The following is a 15,674-nucleotide window of genomic DNA, read 5'->3' as shown; positions in this document are numbered from 1 at the left end:
CTATTGTAATTGACTCATGGGAGGTTGTGGGTATCGAAGGTTTGACCACTGCAGGGTTTTATGGGCCGCTTGGCAGTGGCAGCCATGAAACCCATAAAGATTTCGTGGCCAATCCCATAAATGCGGTCGTCGTTTTGCAGGATCCTTACAAAGAAAACAATCCCGATTCCAAGACCCTGGTTATCCTGACCAACAGCCCTGCAAGTAAACCGTTAAAGGTCTATGACGGGTATGATCCCCGCAGCGAAATTGAAAACTCCCTGTTTCGGGAAGCAAAGCAGGCGTGGTTCATCCAGAGGCCTCCACAAAATACCAAGGCTGCTTTTAGAGCCCATGCGTATCTAACCATCTTGACCATGGCCCTGACCACTGCCTATCAAGGCTGGATGGATCAACAGGATAAATTGGAACAGAACGGCCAAGATACCGGAATTCGTAAATTCCGGGAAAAGGTCAAGGAAGAAAACGGCAACAAGCTTATAATCTTTGACCAGGACCGCTACGCCATCTTTGATGCCTATGAGGTTTTCATTCTCTGCGGTCGTAATGTTCTTATGCCAACCGGAGTTCCTGAAAGGATCACCAAAGAAGATATATTACAAAAGTACAGTGTTCAGCTGGAATGATTTTATTCCTGAACTTTACTGCTCTTTCCTGAAATTCTCCCTCCACCTTTTTTGAGTACTGCTGTTGTCAGAGACAATCTGCCAGCCTCGTTGTTCGAATTTTATACCCCATAAATAATCTGCGCTGTTGCCGTCTCAATCCTGGCTATGGTGGTATTTTTACCCATAGCTTGAGAAAAGACGATCACAGCTTGCCTCTGAAGGCTCAAAAGAGCCTCCTGTGCTGCGTCACAAAATTCGCCTGCGCTTATATGAAATATCCAGTTTAAGGTAAAGTATCTTGACAATGTATACAGAAATCACTATATATTTTTTGAGGAGGTAAAGAAAGATGAAGAGCAAAAATCTCTTAGTTACTATCGTTTTTCTGGGTGTAATTCTTTTTTCTGTCAGTATGGCTATGGCAAGGGTAACAGGGCCGTGTAATAATTGTCATACCATGCATGCCAGCCAGACACCTTGGCCTGATGGTTCTGAAGTGGATGAGCCTGATTGGGGAAATCCATCTAATCTTCCTAAACCTGCTCTCCTTGTGGGTGACTGTGTGGGCTGTCACAGTGCTACTACTGGTGTCACAAAGACACTAGGTACCTCCACTGTTCCTGTTGTCTGGACTACAGGTGGACCAAGTTATACCACCACCGGTCTGGTTGCAGGTGTGGGTGAAGTCCTGGCAGGCGGTAATTTCTACTGGGCAGCACTCGGCTCAGGTGACGCAAAAGGTCACAATGTTCAAGATGAAGGCATAGGTACAACTGGTTTTACTGATCCACCTGGGTATAAGTATGATTATCCTTTGCCCGCACGCCCAGATTCCTGGGACATGGCCAAATTTAGCTGCGGTGGCACCTATGGCTGCCATGGTGACCCTTCAGTTGAAGGCTCGGCTGCTGGTATCTCTGGTGCACATCATGGTGACGATACCTGCCTGAAATTGGATACCTATAACGATGCTGAAGCCGGTTCTTCGGTGGCTAAAAGCTACCGTTTTCTTTTAGGCATCAAGGGCATTGAGGACCCAGATTGGGAAGAGAATGCCAGCCCCACAGGCGGTAGTAATCACAATGTCTATAAAGGTGAAGATAGGACAACTGATGCCAGGAGTGATACTTCTACCATCAGTTACCTCTGTGCTGAGTGTCATGGCGATTTCCATGGCGGTACAGGTGATTTAGGAATGGATAATCCCGATGCTAACATAGGGGCTCCCTGGTTAAGACATCCCACTGATTATGACATGGGGAATGTGAAAACAAAAGAATATGGAGGCTATGGCGCACCTGGGACAAGTGATCATACTTACAGTACCATCGCCCCTGTTGCCTGGGTTACGCTTAGTGCCAGTATGACTATTACTCCGGTTACTTTCAGCGATGATACCGTAGTTACCTGTATCTCCTGTCACCGTGCTCACGGAACACCAAATGACGACATCCTGAGGTGGGATTATTCGTTGATGGATGCTGGCTCTGATTTAGACCCAAGAAATAACGTAGGCGGCTGCTTCATCTGTCATACAACGAAGTAGTAGTAGTGCAGTTAGATAATAATTAATTAGGCTAGCTTTTGGGCATTTATTTAAGAATACGGATTTATTAGGGGAAATCCCTCTAATAAATCCGTATCTAATATTTGTTTAAGGAGGAGAAGATGGATAGGGGAAGAAAAGGAGGGCTATATATCTTTCTCAGGTTTTACATCTTCTTGTTGATATTCTCGTAATTTATCCAAAAATTGGGTTTTTGTTGCCAGAACCTGATAAAAGTTTAGTACTTAGTTAGCACCACAAATTTATACTAAGGCGTATATACACCACTTCTTCCTATAAAGTATGTCAACTCATTCAGGAAGGGGAAGAACAATGAAGAAATACGTGGTCTTTAGCATTTTCTTGGGCCTGGTCTTTATGCCCTATTCGGCCTTTGCTCATGTTTCAGGACTTTGCGCAAACTGTCATACCATGCATGCCAGCCAGACACCTTGGCCTGATGGTTCTGAGCCTGGGGAGCCTGCTTGGGGAGATCCATCTAAACTCCCTAAAAAACGTCTCTTAGCTAAAGCAGGCTCCAGCGCCTGTGTGGGCTGCCATTCTTCTGCTACTTCTTCTACCTGGTATGATTTAGATGGCTGTAAGGTTCCAGTGGTGCTTTACACAGGTGGTGAACCTAGCTCATACCTGGCTGATGGAAACTTCTGGTGGGTAAGCCCAGACGGGGATGCCGATGATACAAAGGGGCACAATGTATTTTTACATGAGGGAGACCAATATTTTGGCCCAGATGGTACTAATAACGCTCCCGGGAATACTATTTTAAGCTGTGGTGGTGTAGAGAATTCTTGCCATCAAAATTTAAGTGAACCTTTTACTGGCCCTGATATGGGCTACAATCTTCCAGGCAAATATGGCTGTGAGGGCTGCCATCTAAATGTAAGACATCATGCCAACGACCATCCAAATGGTCAAGGGGGGCTCGTAACAACCATAGACCAGGGCTGGTATCGTTTTCTCTCAGGACATTGGGAATATGGAGTTAAAGGCTATGAACACGGTCTTTGGGAGGCAGGTCAGCCAAGTCTTGCTCAAGGTCAGGCTAACAATCACAATGAGTATCTGGGCTCCGCAAGCGGGGGACTTTTAAATGCAACCCCCACAACGACCGCTTTTTATGGGGGTTGCCATCTAAAATTTCATACACAAAAAAGTGGTGTTTCCTGGATCCGTCATCCTTCTGACGCCGTTATTCCAGATACAGCAGGTTCGGAATATGCAGATACAGGAGGCTCAAGCCACCTATATGACCCGCTTTCTCCGGTAGCCAGTCCAACCGTAGACGGGACACCTGACGGAACCGTTACCCCCGGCACGGACTTTGTTATGTGCCTTTCCTGTCACAGGCCTCATGGTTCACCCTATCCTGATTTGCTCAGGTGAGATTATGTAGCACAACAGGCAGGTGGCGGAGGAGATGATAAAGGCTGCTTCTACTGCCATACCCAGAAGAATTAATTAAGTTAATCAGGGCCAGGTCTTGATAAAGGCCTGATTCCCCAATAAGCGGGGAATCAAATCCTTAAAGGACGGGAAAGAAGGGGACGTCCATGTTATAATGCCTTGCAATATCATCCTTGTCATGGCCCTGGAAGAGCAATCCGCGATCTCTGCGCCTTGAGCAAAGCGGGCGGTGGATACGCTTTTCAAAAGATGAGCTGAACTATTACTCCAAAAGGAGCAGAAACACGGGTGCCGGAATCCCGACAATCTGGTTATCGCGGAAGAACATATCTTTGGTAACCAGAATGCCCCTGCCGAAAGCTCTCTTCATGGCAGAATAATCAATGGGGGTAATAATACCCTGGAATTTGACTTCCACCGGAATAAAGCTGTCCTCGTGGAGGATCACGAAATCAACTTCTTTGCCTCTGGTAGATTTCCAGTAGAAAATTTTTTCGATGTTGCCAAGACCCTCAAAAATCCGCTTTTCAAATTTCCTGATCAGATGGATAGCCATTACAGCTTCCACGGCTTTGCCGAGGTCCTGGAGCATAGGAACGCCTGCCTCGCGACCGGCGAGGTTTAGGATCAAAGGGTCGGAGAAATAAAATTTCTTGCCCTTATTGGGATTGGCCAATTTCTTGTTCTTTTCCAGAAAATAAAGTATGGCCATCAGAAAGGAGTCGGATAGGAGCTCACTGTATTCCCGGACAGTTCTGTAGGACGGGGTATCAATCGGCCTGGCCAGGCTCTGCCAACTGGCAGGGGTTCCTGAGATCGACAGGATTCTGATCATAACTTGCCGGAGGAGGATTCGGCTTTTTTTTATCTTTTCAAAATCGGATCGAATTACGGTCAAGTAGATTTCGAGTATATCCTCAGAAAGTGATCCTGCCCTCAAAAACTGCTCTACAGCCAAAGGGAACCCGCCTACCTTGAGAAAATCGGTTAAAAGAGAGGACAATCTTGGGAGAAAAACATTGGTCTGTGACTTAAGTTTCTTAATCTCATCAAGATCTCCCAGGAGTTTGCTGAAGGATGGCTTGGTCATGGAGAGGGATAAATCAGAGCATTTTTCAACAAATTCGGCAAAGTTCATGGGCAACAGGACCTTGTCTGGGAAGGGAATTCTCCCACGACGGCCTGGAAGTCTTTCTGCTCCCCGTTTAATATCTACCGCGGAGGAACCCGTGAATAAGAAGGTTGTGGCTTGGCCCCATCCAAGGTCAATGGCCTGTTTAACAGCATACTGCCATTCAGGGACCAGGGAAATCTCATCCAGGAAAACGTACCGCCTCTTGAACTTGAGTGGCTGGGAAAATTCATGGTATTGCCTGAGAAGCTCGAATACTTCGTCGGTGCCGGGAATCAGATCGCAGGAATAATAAAAAATGGCTCTTGGAGGCACGCCTGATTTTATAAGATTGTGAATGATGAGTTTTGTCAGGGTCGTTTTTCCTACCTGACGAGGGCCACGAAGGGTATAGACAGCGTCTTGATTGAAATCAAATTCATTCAGGATGTTCGGCCGCCACTGAATCAAGGATTGCTGATAGGCAGAAAGATATCGATCTGATTCGATGCTTTCAGGATTTTCCCACCAGGGATTAAATAACAGAAGGTCGGGCATGGTTTCTTCTTTTTGCGGACATTAATTCCAACGGTAATCAATTTGGTACCATTTTTAATTACCAGGCTACTCAAAATAGCACTCTATTAATACGTTGCCAAGCTTAATATCGTTCACAAATGGCAAAGATTGCTCAGGAGATGGAACGAATTAAAAAGGATAACAGAGATCGTCAAATAGTTGAGTCGTTGAGTCGTTGAGTCGAAAAATAAGCATGTTAAATCAGTATATTAGATTTTCAACTACATCAAGTGTCCAATTTTTGTGCAAACGATATAAATTCATACAATAATAACCACTTAACTAATCAACTACTCAACTACTTAACGAGGTCTGGATAAGGCGATAACGGCAGATATTGTTTTAAGGCTAAGAAAAGTAGAGAACAAAGTAGCAAATTTATAATAATGGGTAGCCGGAATGAATAATCATCGGCACAAAGAGCTGCCCAATTTGCGGCCTCAATGGTCATGAATTGTCACCGGACTGAAAGAAAGAGGTGACAGGTGAGTCAGCTCTATGGGACCCGGAAAGAGTGAAAAAAAACGGCATGCTCCAGGGCCTTATCTCTAACCGTTCACGGGTTCAATGGTTCAGGGTTCACCGTTCAGGGTTACTTTTTTCGCTAACCTTCTCCCAGGACCGACTCAATCCTTATTAGTTTGGTTATGCGGTCTGTCTGCGCAATGCGACGGACAGAGGCTGTTGACCCTTTAGTGCACTTACCTTCAATATCGAAAAGCCCAATATGTTCCCATCTTCGTCGACCTTTTCCATAACAGCGTCGATCTCTGTTTCACGAAAGAATCCCTTCTTTCGATCAAAGATCACTTCTAAATAATCGCCTTCCTGATCATACCATACCCTTATTTCTTCTCCCATAAGACATCTCCTTTCTTGACGCTATCGGTGAAATATACCGTGATAATAAACGAATCAGCAGCGGATGACTTGACAACAACACAAAGGTGCTTTCTGGTTACTGGTGTAGTTTCAAAGAATCTATAGTGAAGTTCAACCTCATCATCAGTTCTTGATCTGATAATTCAGTCTGGCGCAAGCAGCGTCAAGGCTATACGGTCAATTTGATTTTCCATCTCAGGGTGTTCGGATTCCAAATGTTCTTTCCGTTCGTCTGATAATCGAATTCGTCGTCCGTTGCTATCACAAAATATATGCATACTTATGTCACTTTCCACGAATAATGCACGAGTTGCCAGGCCCCCGCCATCGCGAGCTCAGGCGAGGCGGGCGTGCCTAAATATCTTCAAAACGTTCAATTTTCATCGCTCTCTAACCCCTGGCCCAGACCTGGTTTAGCAGTCCTTTTCATAGAATCCTTGGATGTAGTGCCTAGAAGAACCGTGTTGAATCGCACGTTACGTCGCACCAGGGCAGGCCTGAACTGTGAACCTTGGAACCGTGAACCAGAGCAATTATTTTAATATATTTAAAACAACGGCTTTCCCGTCATCTCCGCAGGTTGCTCAACTCCCAGTATCTTAAGCAAAGTAGGTGCAAGGTCACAAAGCCTGCCGTCCTTTCTCAGCTCAACATCACTGGCCCCACAGATGATTACAGGGACCGGGTTGGTTGTATGGGCGGTCATGGGTGAGCCGTCATCCAACAACATGCATTCGCCGTTTCCGTGGTCGGCAGTTATGATAACCGCACCCCCCTTTGCAAGAACGGCATCAGCAACAGCGCCTGCACACTCATCCACAACTTCCCCTGCCCTGACGACCGCATCAAAGACACCGGTATGGCCTACCATATCGCAGTTGGCGAAATTGCAGATAATCACGTCATACTTGTCTGCGGCAATGGCCTCCAGGAGCTTATCTCTTACCTCATAAGCGCTCATTTCCGGTTGCAGATCATAGGTCGCTACCTTTGGAGAGTGTACTAGTATCCTGTCCTCTCCTTCAAAAGGGGTCTCGTTCGAATCGTTAAAAAAGAAGGTCACATGTGCGTATTTCTCGGTCTCTGCACATCTCAGTTGCCTGAGCCCGTGGTCGCTTAGGACCTCTCCCAGGATATTCTTATGCCTCACCGGAGGAAATGCTATCTCAAACTCACCGTCATCATAGTAATCCGTAAAGCCTACATATTTTATATCGAGTTTACGTCTCTCAAATCCCTCGAAATCCGTATCAGTAAAGGCATGCGTGATCTCTCTTGCCCGGTCGAGCCTGAAGTTGAAGTTGATCACTGCATCGCCGTCTCTGATCCCCGGAAACCCGTTGATTATTCTCGGCCTGATGAACTCGTCCGTCTCTCCGGCAGCATAGGCGCTCGCAACGGCCTCTTTCCAGTCCCTGCAGACAATGCCTTCCGGTTTGGTGAGGCCGTCGTATGCTATCTTTATCCTGTCCCAGTTCGTATCGCGGTCCATGGCATAGTATCTTCCGATAATCGTACCGATCTTTCCCCTGCCCGCTTTTTTTATCCCTTGCTCCAGGTCTTTGATATATTCCGCTGCGGACCTGGGCGGGGTATCGCGCCCGTCCGAAAAGACATGGACATAGACATTATGGAAATCCATCCTGCGGCAGAGCATAAGCAGTGCGTTGCAGTGACGTGTGACGGCATGTACACCCTGATCCTGTATGAGTCCCATGAGATGAAGGTTTGATCCGTTTTTTCTGCAATGATCAACAGCGCCCCTGAGGACCTCGTTTTCATAGAAGCTCCCATCCTCGATTGCGCTGTCGATACGCACGATCATCTGTTTTATTATCCTGCCTGCGCCGATGTTGAGATGGCCTACTTCGGAATTGCCCTGATAGCCCTCTGGCAGTCCCACATCAAGGCCGTGTGCCCTTAAAGTCGCATTGGGGAACCGGGATAGATATCTATCAAGATTGGGCGTACGGGCCTTTGCCAGGGCATTTCTCTCATCAGCCGGTGCAATGCCCCAGCCGTCCATTATTATGAGGCAGACAGGTCTCTTTTCAGTCATGATATTCTATTGTACAACATCCGCCTTGAACCGGCCGCTTTTTTTCGGGTTTCAAAGCTAACCTATTGCATAGTTCCAAAAAAGTGCAGTTTGGCCCGCGATTGAAACCCCGCAAAAGGCGACCCGCTTCTGCGGCTGGTGTCCTGCATTATGGGTAATCCGATACCCTCGTTATTTTTGCAAGGCCTTTTCCTGATTCGATACCCAATATTTTTGCACAGGACGACCCTGGTGATCATGTATGTATTCTATGCTCAGAAACGCACCGGACGCACAAAGGCGTCCTTGCCGGCATATCTGGCAGTACTGCCCAGATCCTCTTCGATCCGCATCAACTGGTTGTACTTCTCGACCCGCTCGCCCCGGGAAGGAGCACCGGTCTTCAGGTGACCGGTATCCAGGCCGACGGTCATATCGGCGATAAAGCTGTCCACGGTCTCGCCGCTGCGGTGCGAGACACACGCTCCCCAACCAGCCTGCTGACACATCCTCACCGCCTCGATGGTCTCGGTCAGGGTGCCGATCTGATTGAGCTTGATAAGGGCGGAGTTGGCGGAGTTTTCCCGGATACCCCTCGCTATATATTCCACGTTGGTAACAAAGAGGTCGTCTCCCACCAGCTCGATCACCCCGCCGAGACGCTGGTTAAGTATTCGCCAGCCGTCCCAGTCGCTCTCGGCCAGACCGTCTTCCAGCAGGCATATCGGATAGGCGTTGACAAGCCTTTCATAGTAGTCCACCATCTCCAGCGAAGAGCAGGTACGCTTCTCGGTACGCAGGTTGTAACGGCCCTCCTCGAAGAACTCGCTGGAGGCAGGATCCATGGCAATACCCACGTCAGCACCGGGCCTGAGACCCGCCTTCTCGATGCCCTTGACTATGAGCTCCAGGGGCTCCTCGTTGGAAGACATATCAGGCGCGAAGCCGCCCTCGTCTCCAATACCCACATGATGGCCTGCATCCATGAGCACGGAGCGTAATGCGTGGTATATCTCGCTGGCCCACCTGAGTGCCTCCCGGAAACTTCCGGCGCCATAAGGGCACACCATAAATTCTTGGAAATCAGGACCCTGCCAGCGGGCATGAACTCCTCCGTTCATGATATTGAGCATGGGTACGGGGAGGCGGACGGGTCCTGCTCCGCCGAGATACCGGTAAAGGGGCATATCCGCTGCAACGGCCGCCGCCCTGGACACGGCCAGGGACACGCCCAGGATGGCGTTGGCCCCGAGCCTGGCCTTATTGGGGGTGCCGTCAAGATCGATCATCACCTTATCGATCATTACCTGCCGGGAGGCATCCATGCCTCTCAGCGCTTCATTGATAGGGCCGTTGACGTTGTCCACCGCCTTGATGACGCCTTTGCCCTGAAAGCGTTTTGTGTCTCCGTCACGCATTTCCAATGCCTCACGGGAACCGGTGGAGGCCCCTGAGGGTACTCCTGCCCTGGAAAGGACCCCGCATGCCAGGCTTACCTCAACTTCCACAGTAGGATTGCCGCGGCTGTCCAGGATCTCGCGGGCCATTACCTTTGCTATTTGTGTGCTTCCTGCGCTAGTCATTTATATTTACCTCTCTATAAGTAAATATTCGGTATGCGCGTAACCGTTTACAGTCAGGGGATATTTCTTTTCACTTCCACCATTCAGCCCCTTGTTTTCTTAAGGCTTTTGACATGGGGGATGTCCTGCCCCCTCCGCATTCGCCTTACGCTGCGCTCACGGCGATGCGGTTTTCCCCATAGCAAAAGCCAAGAAAGACTACGGGGACTTCCGTTAAACTGTTCAAAGAAATATCCCCTGTTAGTGAACGGTTGCCATCCGTGCCCTGCCGCAGAAGCGGTTTACCTTTTGCAGGGTTTCGATCGCGGGCCAAATTGCACTGCCTTTGCAAAATGCAATGAGTATGCTTTGAAACCCGGAAAAAGGTAACCGCTTCAAGGCAGGATATAACGGGTTCACCGGATATTTACCTCTATAATTATTTAAGTTGTCAGGTTCAAGGTTGGTCGCCTTATTACATGCAAGTTATCAGGCCCCGATAATCAGTCCAACCCTGAACCCTGAACCTCACTATGGTTCTCAATCGCCTCTTTTGTCTCCCGTGCGATCTTCAGCTCCTCATTTGTCGGGATAACCAGTACCTTGACCTCGCTGTCCGGGGTACTGATCTCCCGGATACTGCCGCCAGGGGCGGCGTTCCTGCTGGTATCGATTTCAATGCCGAGCCTGCCCAGGCCCTGACACGATTTTTCCCTGACGAGTGGCGCGTTTTCTCCCACTCCTGCCGTAAAGATGATGGCATCAACCGTTTCAAGGGCCGCAAAATAGGCACCGATGTACTTCTTTATCCGGTAGGTGTAAATATCAAGCGCCACTGCGGCCCGCTTATCGCCCTTCTCCATATTCTCAATGACTTCCCGCATATCATTGGTGCCGCACAGCCCCTTGAGCCCGCTCTCCTTGTTGAGCAAACTGTCTATTTCCTGCAATGACATGCCCAGGTGGTCAGCCATAAAAAAAGGCACGGCAGGGTCGATGTCTCCTGATCGCGTTCCCATCACCAGTCCGGCCAGAGGAGTCATGCCCATGGTGGTATCAATGGATTTACCGTTTTTTACGGCTGCCATGCTGGCCCCATTACCTATATGAATGGTAATGAGATTAAGCCCTGCAAGCGGCCGGCCCAGATACTCCGCCGCCTGCCCGGAGACGTAGGCGTGGGAGGTGCCGTGGAAACCGTAACGCCTTATCCTGTGCCGCTCATACATCTCAAGGGGAATAGCATAGAGAAAGGCGCGGCCGGGGATGGTCTGGTGAAAGGCCGTATCAAATACCGCGACCTGTGGTGCATTCGGAAAGATCGATCCGGCGACCTCGATCCCCATCAGGTTGGAAGGATTATGCAACGGGGCCAGGGGGATGTTCTCCTTAATGGCAGCGATCACGTCTTCATCAATAATCGTTGTTGAGTTGAATGTTTCCCCGCCGTGGACTACGCGGTGACCCACAGCCGAAATCTCGTCCTTATCCGCGATGACCCCGCGTTCCGGATCAACCAGCAGATCCACGATACGGCTCAGCCCCTCATGGTGGTCAACGATCACGCCCTCTTCTACATCTTTTTCAGATACACCATTGGTCAGGATTCTCTTGTAAGTGAGAATGCCGTTTTCTTCACCGATTTTTTCAGCCAGTCCTCCTGCCAGTATCTTGTGGTGGTCCAGGTCGAATAATTCATACTTGATGGATGAGCTCCCTGTATTGATGACAAGTATTTTCATGACGACCTTTTCTCTGATTGTGCCTGAATTGCCGTAATTGCAACCATACTCACTATATCCTGGACTGTGCATCCACGGCTCAGATCATTCACTGGATGCCTCAGACCCTGAAGCACCGGGCCTATAGCCACCGCTCCGGCCGACCTCTGAACCGCCTTGTATGTGTTATTACCCGTATTCAGATCAGGAAAAATAAACGTCGTGGCCTTTCCTGCAACCTCGCTCTCAGACAACTTGGTTTTGGCCACGGAAGAATCAACGGCCGTATCATACTGGATCGGCCCTTCGATTTTCAGGCCCGGGAAGGATTTCCGCGCCTTCTCCTTTGCAATCCTGGTTGCCTCGCGGACCTTGTCAACGTCCACTCCCTTTCCTGACTCCCCTGTAGAATAGGAAAGCATGGCTACAACCGGTTCGATACCGAAGGTCTTCGCAGTCTGTGCGGAACTGATCGCAATTTCAGCCAGTTGGCGGGCATTCGGATCGGGATTCACCGCACAGTCCCCGTAGACAAGCACCCTGTCTTCCATGCACATAAAAAATACGCTCGAAACAATGGAAAAACCCGGCTTTGTCCTGATGATTTGAAGTGCGGGACGAATCGTTTCTGCAGTACTGTGGACCGCGCCGGAGACCATTCCATCGGCATGTCCCTTATAGACCATCATGGTTGCGAAATAGTTTACATCCTTCATAATATCACGAGCGTATTCCTCCGTAATCCCTTTGTGCTTTCTTAAATCAAAGTAAGTCCGTACATACTGGTCAAGGAGTTCTGACTTCAGGGGATCGATGATATCCACAAGGTCCATTCGCAGCCCCAGTTGCCCGATTTTCCCACGGATCAGCTCTTCATTGCCAAGGAGGGTAATATCCGCCACCTCCCGGCGAAGGAGTATTTCAACAGCCCTTAATATCCTTTCCTCCCCGCCTTCGGGTAAGACTATATGTTGCTTGTCTGCCCTGGCCCTCTGCAATAGTTCATACTCGAACATCTTCGGCGTGACAATGCTGGTCCGGGTTGTAATGAGCTTTTCCTCCAATTGCTCAATATCCACGCTTTTTTCAAAGACCGCCAGGGCCAGCGTTATCTTCCGCTCATCATCCGGTGAGATTACGGCATGGATTCTGCTGACGTTTGTTGCAGTGGGGAAGGTGTTCTCTTTGACGCTGAGAATGGGCACCATCCTTGGGAATCCTTTGATGAGTTCCCATATAGGCTTTTCGGGCTTCAGGCCGCCGGTCAACACGATCCCTGAGATCTTCTGCTCGGATGCGGACGAGACAACGGCCAGGCAGGCAACGATCACGTCCGCCCTGTCTCCGGGGGTAATAATCAGCGAACCATATTCTATTCTGGTCAGGAAGTTGTGCAGTTGCATCGCCGCTACCGTGAAGTTGTGCACGTGTCGGTTCAACTGTTCTTCCCCGTATAACACCTCAGCACCCAAAAGCTTTGCGACCTCGCCCACCGTGGGTTTCCCGAGAGACGGTTCATCCGGTATGGCGTAAAGCAACTGTTCTCTGGTCAAATCCTTATCTTTCAGAAGCCTGATGATCGCCTCTCCATCCTTTGGGTCTGTGCGGTTGATGATTGTGGCAATTGTGTGGCATTTTTTTCTGCTCAGAGACTCAAGGGCCACTTCGACAGACCGGACCGTGTCATCCGTGCTCTTTTGGTATGCATTGGTCACCAATAATACAGGGCATGACAGGTTTTTGCTGATCTCCGCATTTATATCAAACTCAAAAGCGGCCGAGGAACTCACAAAGTCGGTGCCTTCACACAACATAAAATTGCAACTATTACTCAATTGGTTATATTTAAATATTATCCCTTCGATCATCTCCGTTTGCCTGCCTGATGAAACCAGATTGCCGGCCTCTGTTCCTGTAAATCCGTACATTTGATCATAAGGGATCTTAAGGTTGAAGTGCGAGGAGACCAGCACGATGTCATGATCCGGATCATTGAGCCCTGGATCGACGTTTATAATCGGGCGGAAAAAGCCCACCCTGTCGATCTTCCTGAGCAGCATCTCCATCACTCCCAGAATAACGGCTGATTTTCCGCTCCTTGCTTCAGTAGCCGTGATATAAAGGTTGTTTGACATAATAATAACCTCCTTCCCGGAGCCGAGTTTTGCGAGAGGCCTATTGGATGGGTTTCTGGGAAGGAAACCGCAAAATCCTTTTAAGAGGTGCAATCCGGTAGTAAAAAATTCCGAAAGGCAAGAGCAAGAGGTGAAAGAGATCGCTGATTATGCCATATCAGGTAAAACTTCCGGCTAAGCTGGACTCCTTCCAGGACAGGGGCGTGTAACAGACCGTGCTCCAGATCGTCTCTCACGGCAAGCCGGGAAACGATGGAGCATCCAAGCCCTGCCCTGACGGCCTGGCGGATTGCCTCTGTACTCCCCATCTCTGCCACAATTTGAAGGTCGCTGAGCTGCAAATTACCTGCGGCCTGCAGGGCACGCTCCGTGGCCAAACGTGTACCCGATCCCTTTTCTCTCAAAACAAAGGGTTCGGACGCAAGATCGTCTATAGACGCCTTCCCGCAATCAGCAAGGCGGTGCCCCTGAGGTACGATCAGGACCATCTCATCGTGAAAGCACGGTTCAAAGCTGAGGCCTTTCTCGCGGACAACCGCCCCTACCATCCCCATTTCCAGCTCACCACTGGCAACAGCAGCAGCGATTGCTGCCGTATCCGATATGCGCAACATCACCCTTATGTTGGGACGCCCGGCCTTGAATCGACCGATCAGACCCGGAAGGATATACTGCCCGGGGATATTACTGCCTCCAAGGTCCAGGCTGCCCTTTTCCTGGCCTAAAAACTTGGCAATTTCCCGTTCGGCCTGGAGATTAAGTCTCAATATCTGGCGTACAAAAGGATAAAGTAGTTCTCCGGCCTTGGTGGGCGTCACCTCTCTTCCGCTCCGATCGAACAAACGAACGCCCAGGTTTTCTTCTAAGACCTGGATGTGACCGCTGACTGTCGGCTGTGTGAGGTGCACTTCGTGTGCCGCCCGGCTGAAACTGCGGTTTTCCCACACAGCCAAAAAGACCTGGAGCTGGCGTATTTCCATCATACTTTTCCTCCCGGCAAGAGCGCAGGTTCACCCAGCATCTTCGCCAAGGCAGTTATGCGGGCGGCATGCTCAAGGCATTCCATGAGCTCAAAGGCCCTCCAGAGAGTCGGCCCCCTGGTAATGGCCCCGTGATGGGCAAGTATCTGGACAGGCCCTTTACAGAGTGCATCCACAACTGCATGGGCCAACGCATCAGTGCCGGGCCTTTCAAAGGGCACTACGGCAACTTCTCCAAGAAACATCCTCCCCTCAATCAGCAAATGGGGCAGCAATTGATTTCCTGACAGGTTGAGCGCCAGGGTCCATGGAGGGTGGGTATGCACTACCGCCCTGGCATCCGGATCCTGCCGATAGATTGCCATATGCATGACAATCTCCGAAGAGGGACGTCCCGGCCCGTTGAGGACATGCCCTTCAGAATCCACGACAATCAGGTCCGCTTCATTCAAAAAGCCCTTGTGCATCCCGCTGGGGGTTATGAGTATATCTCCTCCGGAAAGCCGGACACTTACATTTCCATCTGCAGCGGCGATCAAGCCCTTGTTATACAGTTGCCTGCATACCCTTATGACCTGAAGCCGGAGTCCGCTGTCTTCTTGTGCCGTCAATTGCTGAACTCCTGTTTCCTGGTGACCTCTTTCTTTATTCTGTCCAGGGTGGATGCCAGGGCCGTAATAACATGTTCCCTGGTACTTCCGGCAATTCCAAGAAGCATAATATCTTCTCCCACGCCCAGTCTTCCTTCTTGTATTTCAGCCTCAGCCGCTGTGATGCCGGTGAGCTTTCGCGCATCGGTCAGTACCCGGGACAACTTCCCCCGGTCCACTTTGACCTCAATGGATTTAACAGGTCTTCCGTCCCTGCTGGAATTCCGCACAATCCCATTGTGGATCAAAATCATGCCCGTATCGCTGCCAGCTTTTTCCCTGAGCCTGGCCGCGAATTCAATCAGATCCATATAAGCCATACCGCCGGTTGCAAGATAGACAAAGAACAATTAATATTAAAGATCTTGTATTTTGCAGTAAAATTGGAAACTGGAAATTGGGAAAACACAAAGATGTAGATACGTTACCTAATTTCA

Annotated in this window: 12 protein-coding genes and 1 pseudogene; 3 read left to right on the top strand and 10 right to left on the bottom strand. The window is 49.5% G+C overall.

Annotated features, from left to right (window positions below; translation table 11 throughout):
- Positions 1-26: 26 nt before the first annotated feature.
- The 3 genes from C4B57_08640 to C4B57_08630 all read left to right on the top strand — a co-directional run bounded on the left by C4B57_08640 (position 27) and on the right by C4B57_08630 (position 3,558).
- Positions 27-626 carry a hypothetical protein gene (locus C4B57_08640; protein PXF54083.1) on the top strand — a complete coding sequence of 200 codons (600 nt, stop codon included), beginning with the start codon at positions 27-29 and terminating at the stop codon, positions 624-626.
- A 331-nt stretch (positions 627-957) separates the two neighbouring features.
- Positions 958-2,154, top strand: coding sequence for a hypothetical protein (locus C4B57_08635; protein PXF54082.1), 1,197 nt, complete (start codon positions 958-960; stop codon positions 2,152-2,154).
- 333 nt (positions 2,155-2,487) lie between these two features.
- Entirely contained in the window at positions 2,488-3,558 is a 1,071-nt protein-coding gene (locus C4B57_08630) for a hypothetical protein (protein PXF54081.1), read from the top strand.
- A gap of 283 nt (positions 3,559-3,841) precedes the next feature.
- Here C4B57_08630 and C4B57_08625 read toward each other — a convergent pair whose 3' ends face one another.
- From C4B57_08625 to C4B57_08580, 10 genes and pseudogenes are all read right to left on the bottom strand, one after another.
- On the bottom strand, positions 3,842-5,248 hold the full coding sequence (locus C4B57_08625) for a hypothetical protein (protein ID PXF54080.1): 1,407 nt from the start codon (positions 5,246-5,248) through the stop codon (positions 3,842-3,844).
- 666 nt (positions 5,249-5,914) lie between these two features.
- On the bottom strand, positions 5,915-6,130 hold the full coding sequence (locus tag C4B57_08620; GenBank protein ID PXF54079.1) for a DUF2283 domain-containing protein: 216 nt from the start codon (positions 6,128-6,130) through the stop codon (positions 5,915-5,917).
- Positions 6,115-6,429 (bottom strand): annotated as a pseudogene (locus C4B57_08615) (hypothetical protein). Before C4B57_08615 ends, C4B57_08620 begins: the two are co-directional and overlap by 16 nt.
- A gap of 269 nt (positions 6,430-6,698) precedes the next feature.
- Positions 6,699-8,210, bottom strand: coding sequence for a 2,3-bisphosphoglycerate-independent phosphoglycerate mutase (locus C4B57_08610; GenBank protein PXF54078.1), 1,512 nt, complete (start codon positions 8,208-8,210; stop codon positions 6,699-6,701).
- 254 nt (positions 8,211-8,464) lie between these two features.
- Complete coding sequence (locus tag C4B57_08605; protein ID PXF54077.1) at positions 8,465-9,772, bottom strand: phosphopyruvate hydratase; 1,308 nt, start codon at positions 9,770-9,772, stop codon at positions 8,465-8,467.
- A gap of 482 nt (positions 9,773-10,254) precedes the next feature.
- Positions 10,255-11,493, bottom strand: a complete 1,239-nt coding sequence (locus tag C4B57_08600; protein PXF54076.1) for an acetate kinase — start codon at positions 11,491-11,493, stop codon at positions 10,255-10,257.
- Positions 11,490-13,607, bottom strand: a complete 2,118-nt coding sequence (locus C4B57_08595; GenBank protein ID PXF54075.1) for a phosphate acetyltransferase — start codon at positions 13,605-13,607, stop codon at positions 11,490-11,492. Before C4B57_08595 ends, C4B57_08600 begins: the two co-directional genes overlap by 4 nt.
- 80 nt (positions 13,608-13,687) lie before the next feature.
- Entirely contained in the window at positions 13,688-14,590 is a 903-nt protein-coding gene (locus C4B57_08590; protein PXF54074.1) for a LysR family transcriptional regulator, read from the bottom strand.
- Positions 14,587-15,252 (bottom strand): class II aldolase family protein, encoded by a 666-nt coding sequence (locus C4B57_08585; protein ID PXF54073.1) that lies wholly within the window; start codon positions 15,250-15,252, stop codon positions 14,587-14,589. Before C4B57_08585 ends, C4B57_08590 begins: the two co-directional genes overlap by 4 nt.
- Positions 15,195-15,557 (bottom strand): molybdenum cofactor biosynthesis protein MoaE, encoded by a 363-nt coding sequence (locus C4B57_08580; GenBank protein PXF54072.1) that lies wholly within the window; start codon positions 15,555-15,557, stop codon positions 15,195-15,197. Before C4B57_08580 ends, C4B57_08585 begins: the two co-directional genes overlap by 58 nt.
- Between the last annotated feature and the right edge of the window lie 117 nt (positions 15,558-15,674).

It is taken from the genome of Deltaproteobacteria bacterium (assembly GCA_003194485.1).
Lineage (GTDB): Bacteria > Desulfobacterota > Dissulfuribacteria > Dissulfuribacterales > UBA3076 > UBA3076.
Note: the sequence above shows the minus strand (reverse complement) of the source record. Positions and strands in the feature narration are given on the sequence as shown.

Coding starts and splice junctions, on each gene's coding strand:
- C4B57_08635 (PXF54082.1), top strand. CDS start 958: ATGAAGAGCAAAAATCTCTTAGTTACTATCGTTTTTCTGGGTGTAATT.
- C4B57_08630 (PXF54081.1), top strand. CDS start 2,488: ATGAAGAAATACGTGGTCTTTAGCATTTTCTTGGGCCTGGTCTTTATG.
- C4B57_08625 (PXF54080.1), bottom strand. CDS start 5,248: ATGCCCGACCTTCTGTTATTTAATCCCTGGTGGGAAAATCCTGAAAGC.
- C4B57_08620 (PXF54079.1), bottom strand. CDS start 6,130: ATGGGAGAAGAAATAAGGGTATGGTATGATCAGGAAGGCGATTATTTA.
- C4B57_08610 (PXF54078.1), bottom strand. CDS start 8,210: ATGACTGAAAAGAGACCTGTCTGCCTCATAATAATGGACGGCTGGGGC.
- C4B57_08605 (PXF54077.1), bottom strand. CDS start 9,772: ATGACTAGCGCAGGAAGCACACAAATAGCAAAGGTAATGGCCCGCGAG.
- C4B57_08600 (PXF54076.1), bottom strand. CDS start 11,493: ATGAAAATACTTGTCATCAATACAGGGAGCTCATCCATCAAGTATGAA.
- C4B57_08595 (PXF54075.1), bottom strand. CDS start 13,607: ATGTCAAACAACCTTTATATCACGGCTACTGAAGCAAGGAGCGGAAAA.
- C4B57_08590 (PXF54074.1), bottom strand. CDS start 14,590: ATGATGGAAATACGCCAGCTCCAGGTCTTTTTGGCTGTGTGGGAAAAC.
- C4B57_08580 (PXF54072.1), bottom strand. CDS start 15,557: ATGGCTTATATGGATCTGATTGAATTCGCGGCCAGGCTCAGGGAAAAA.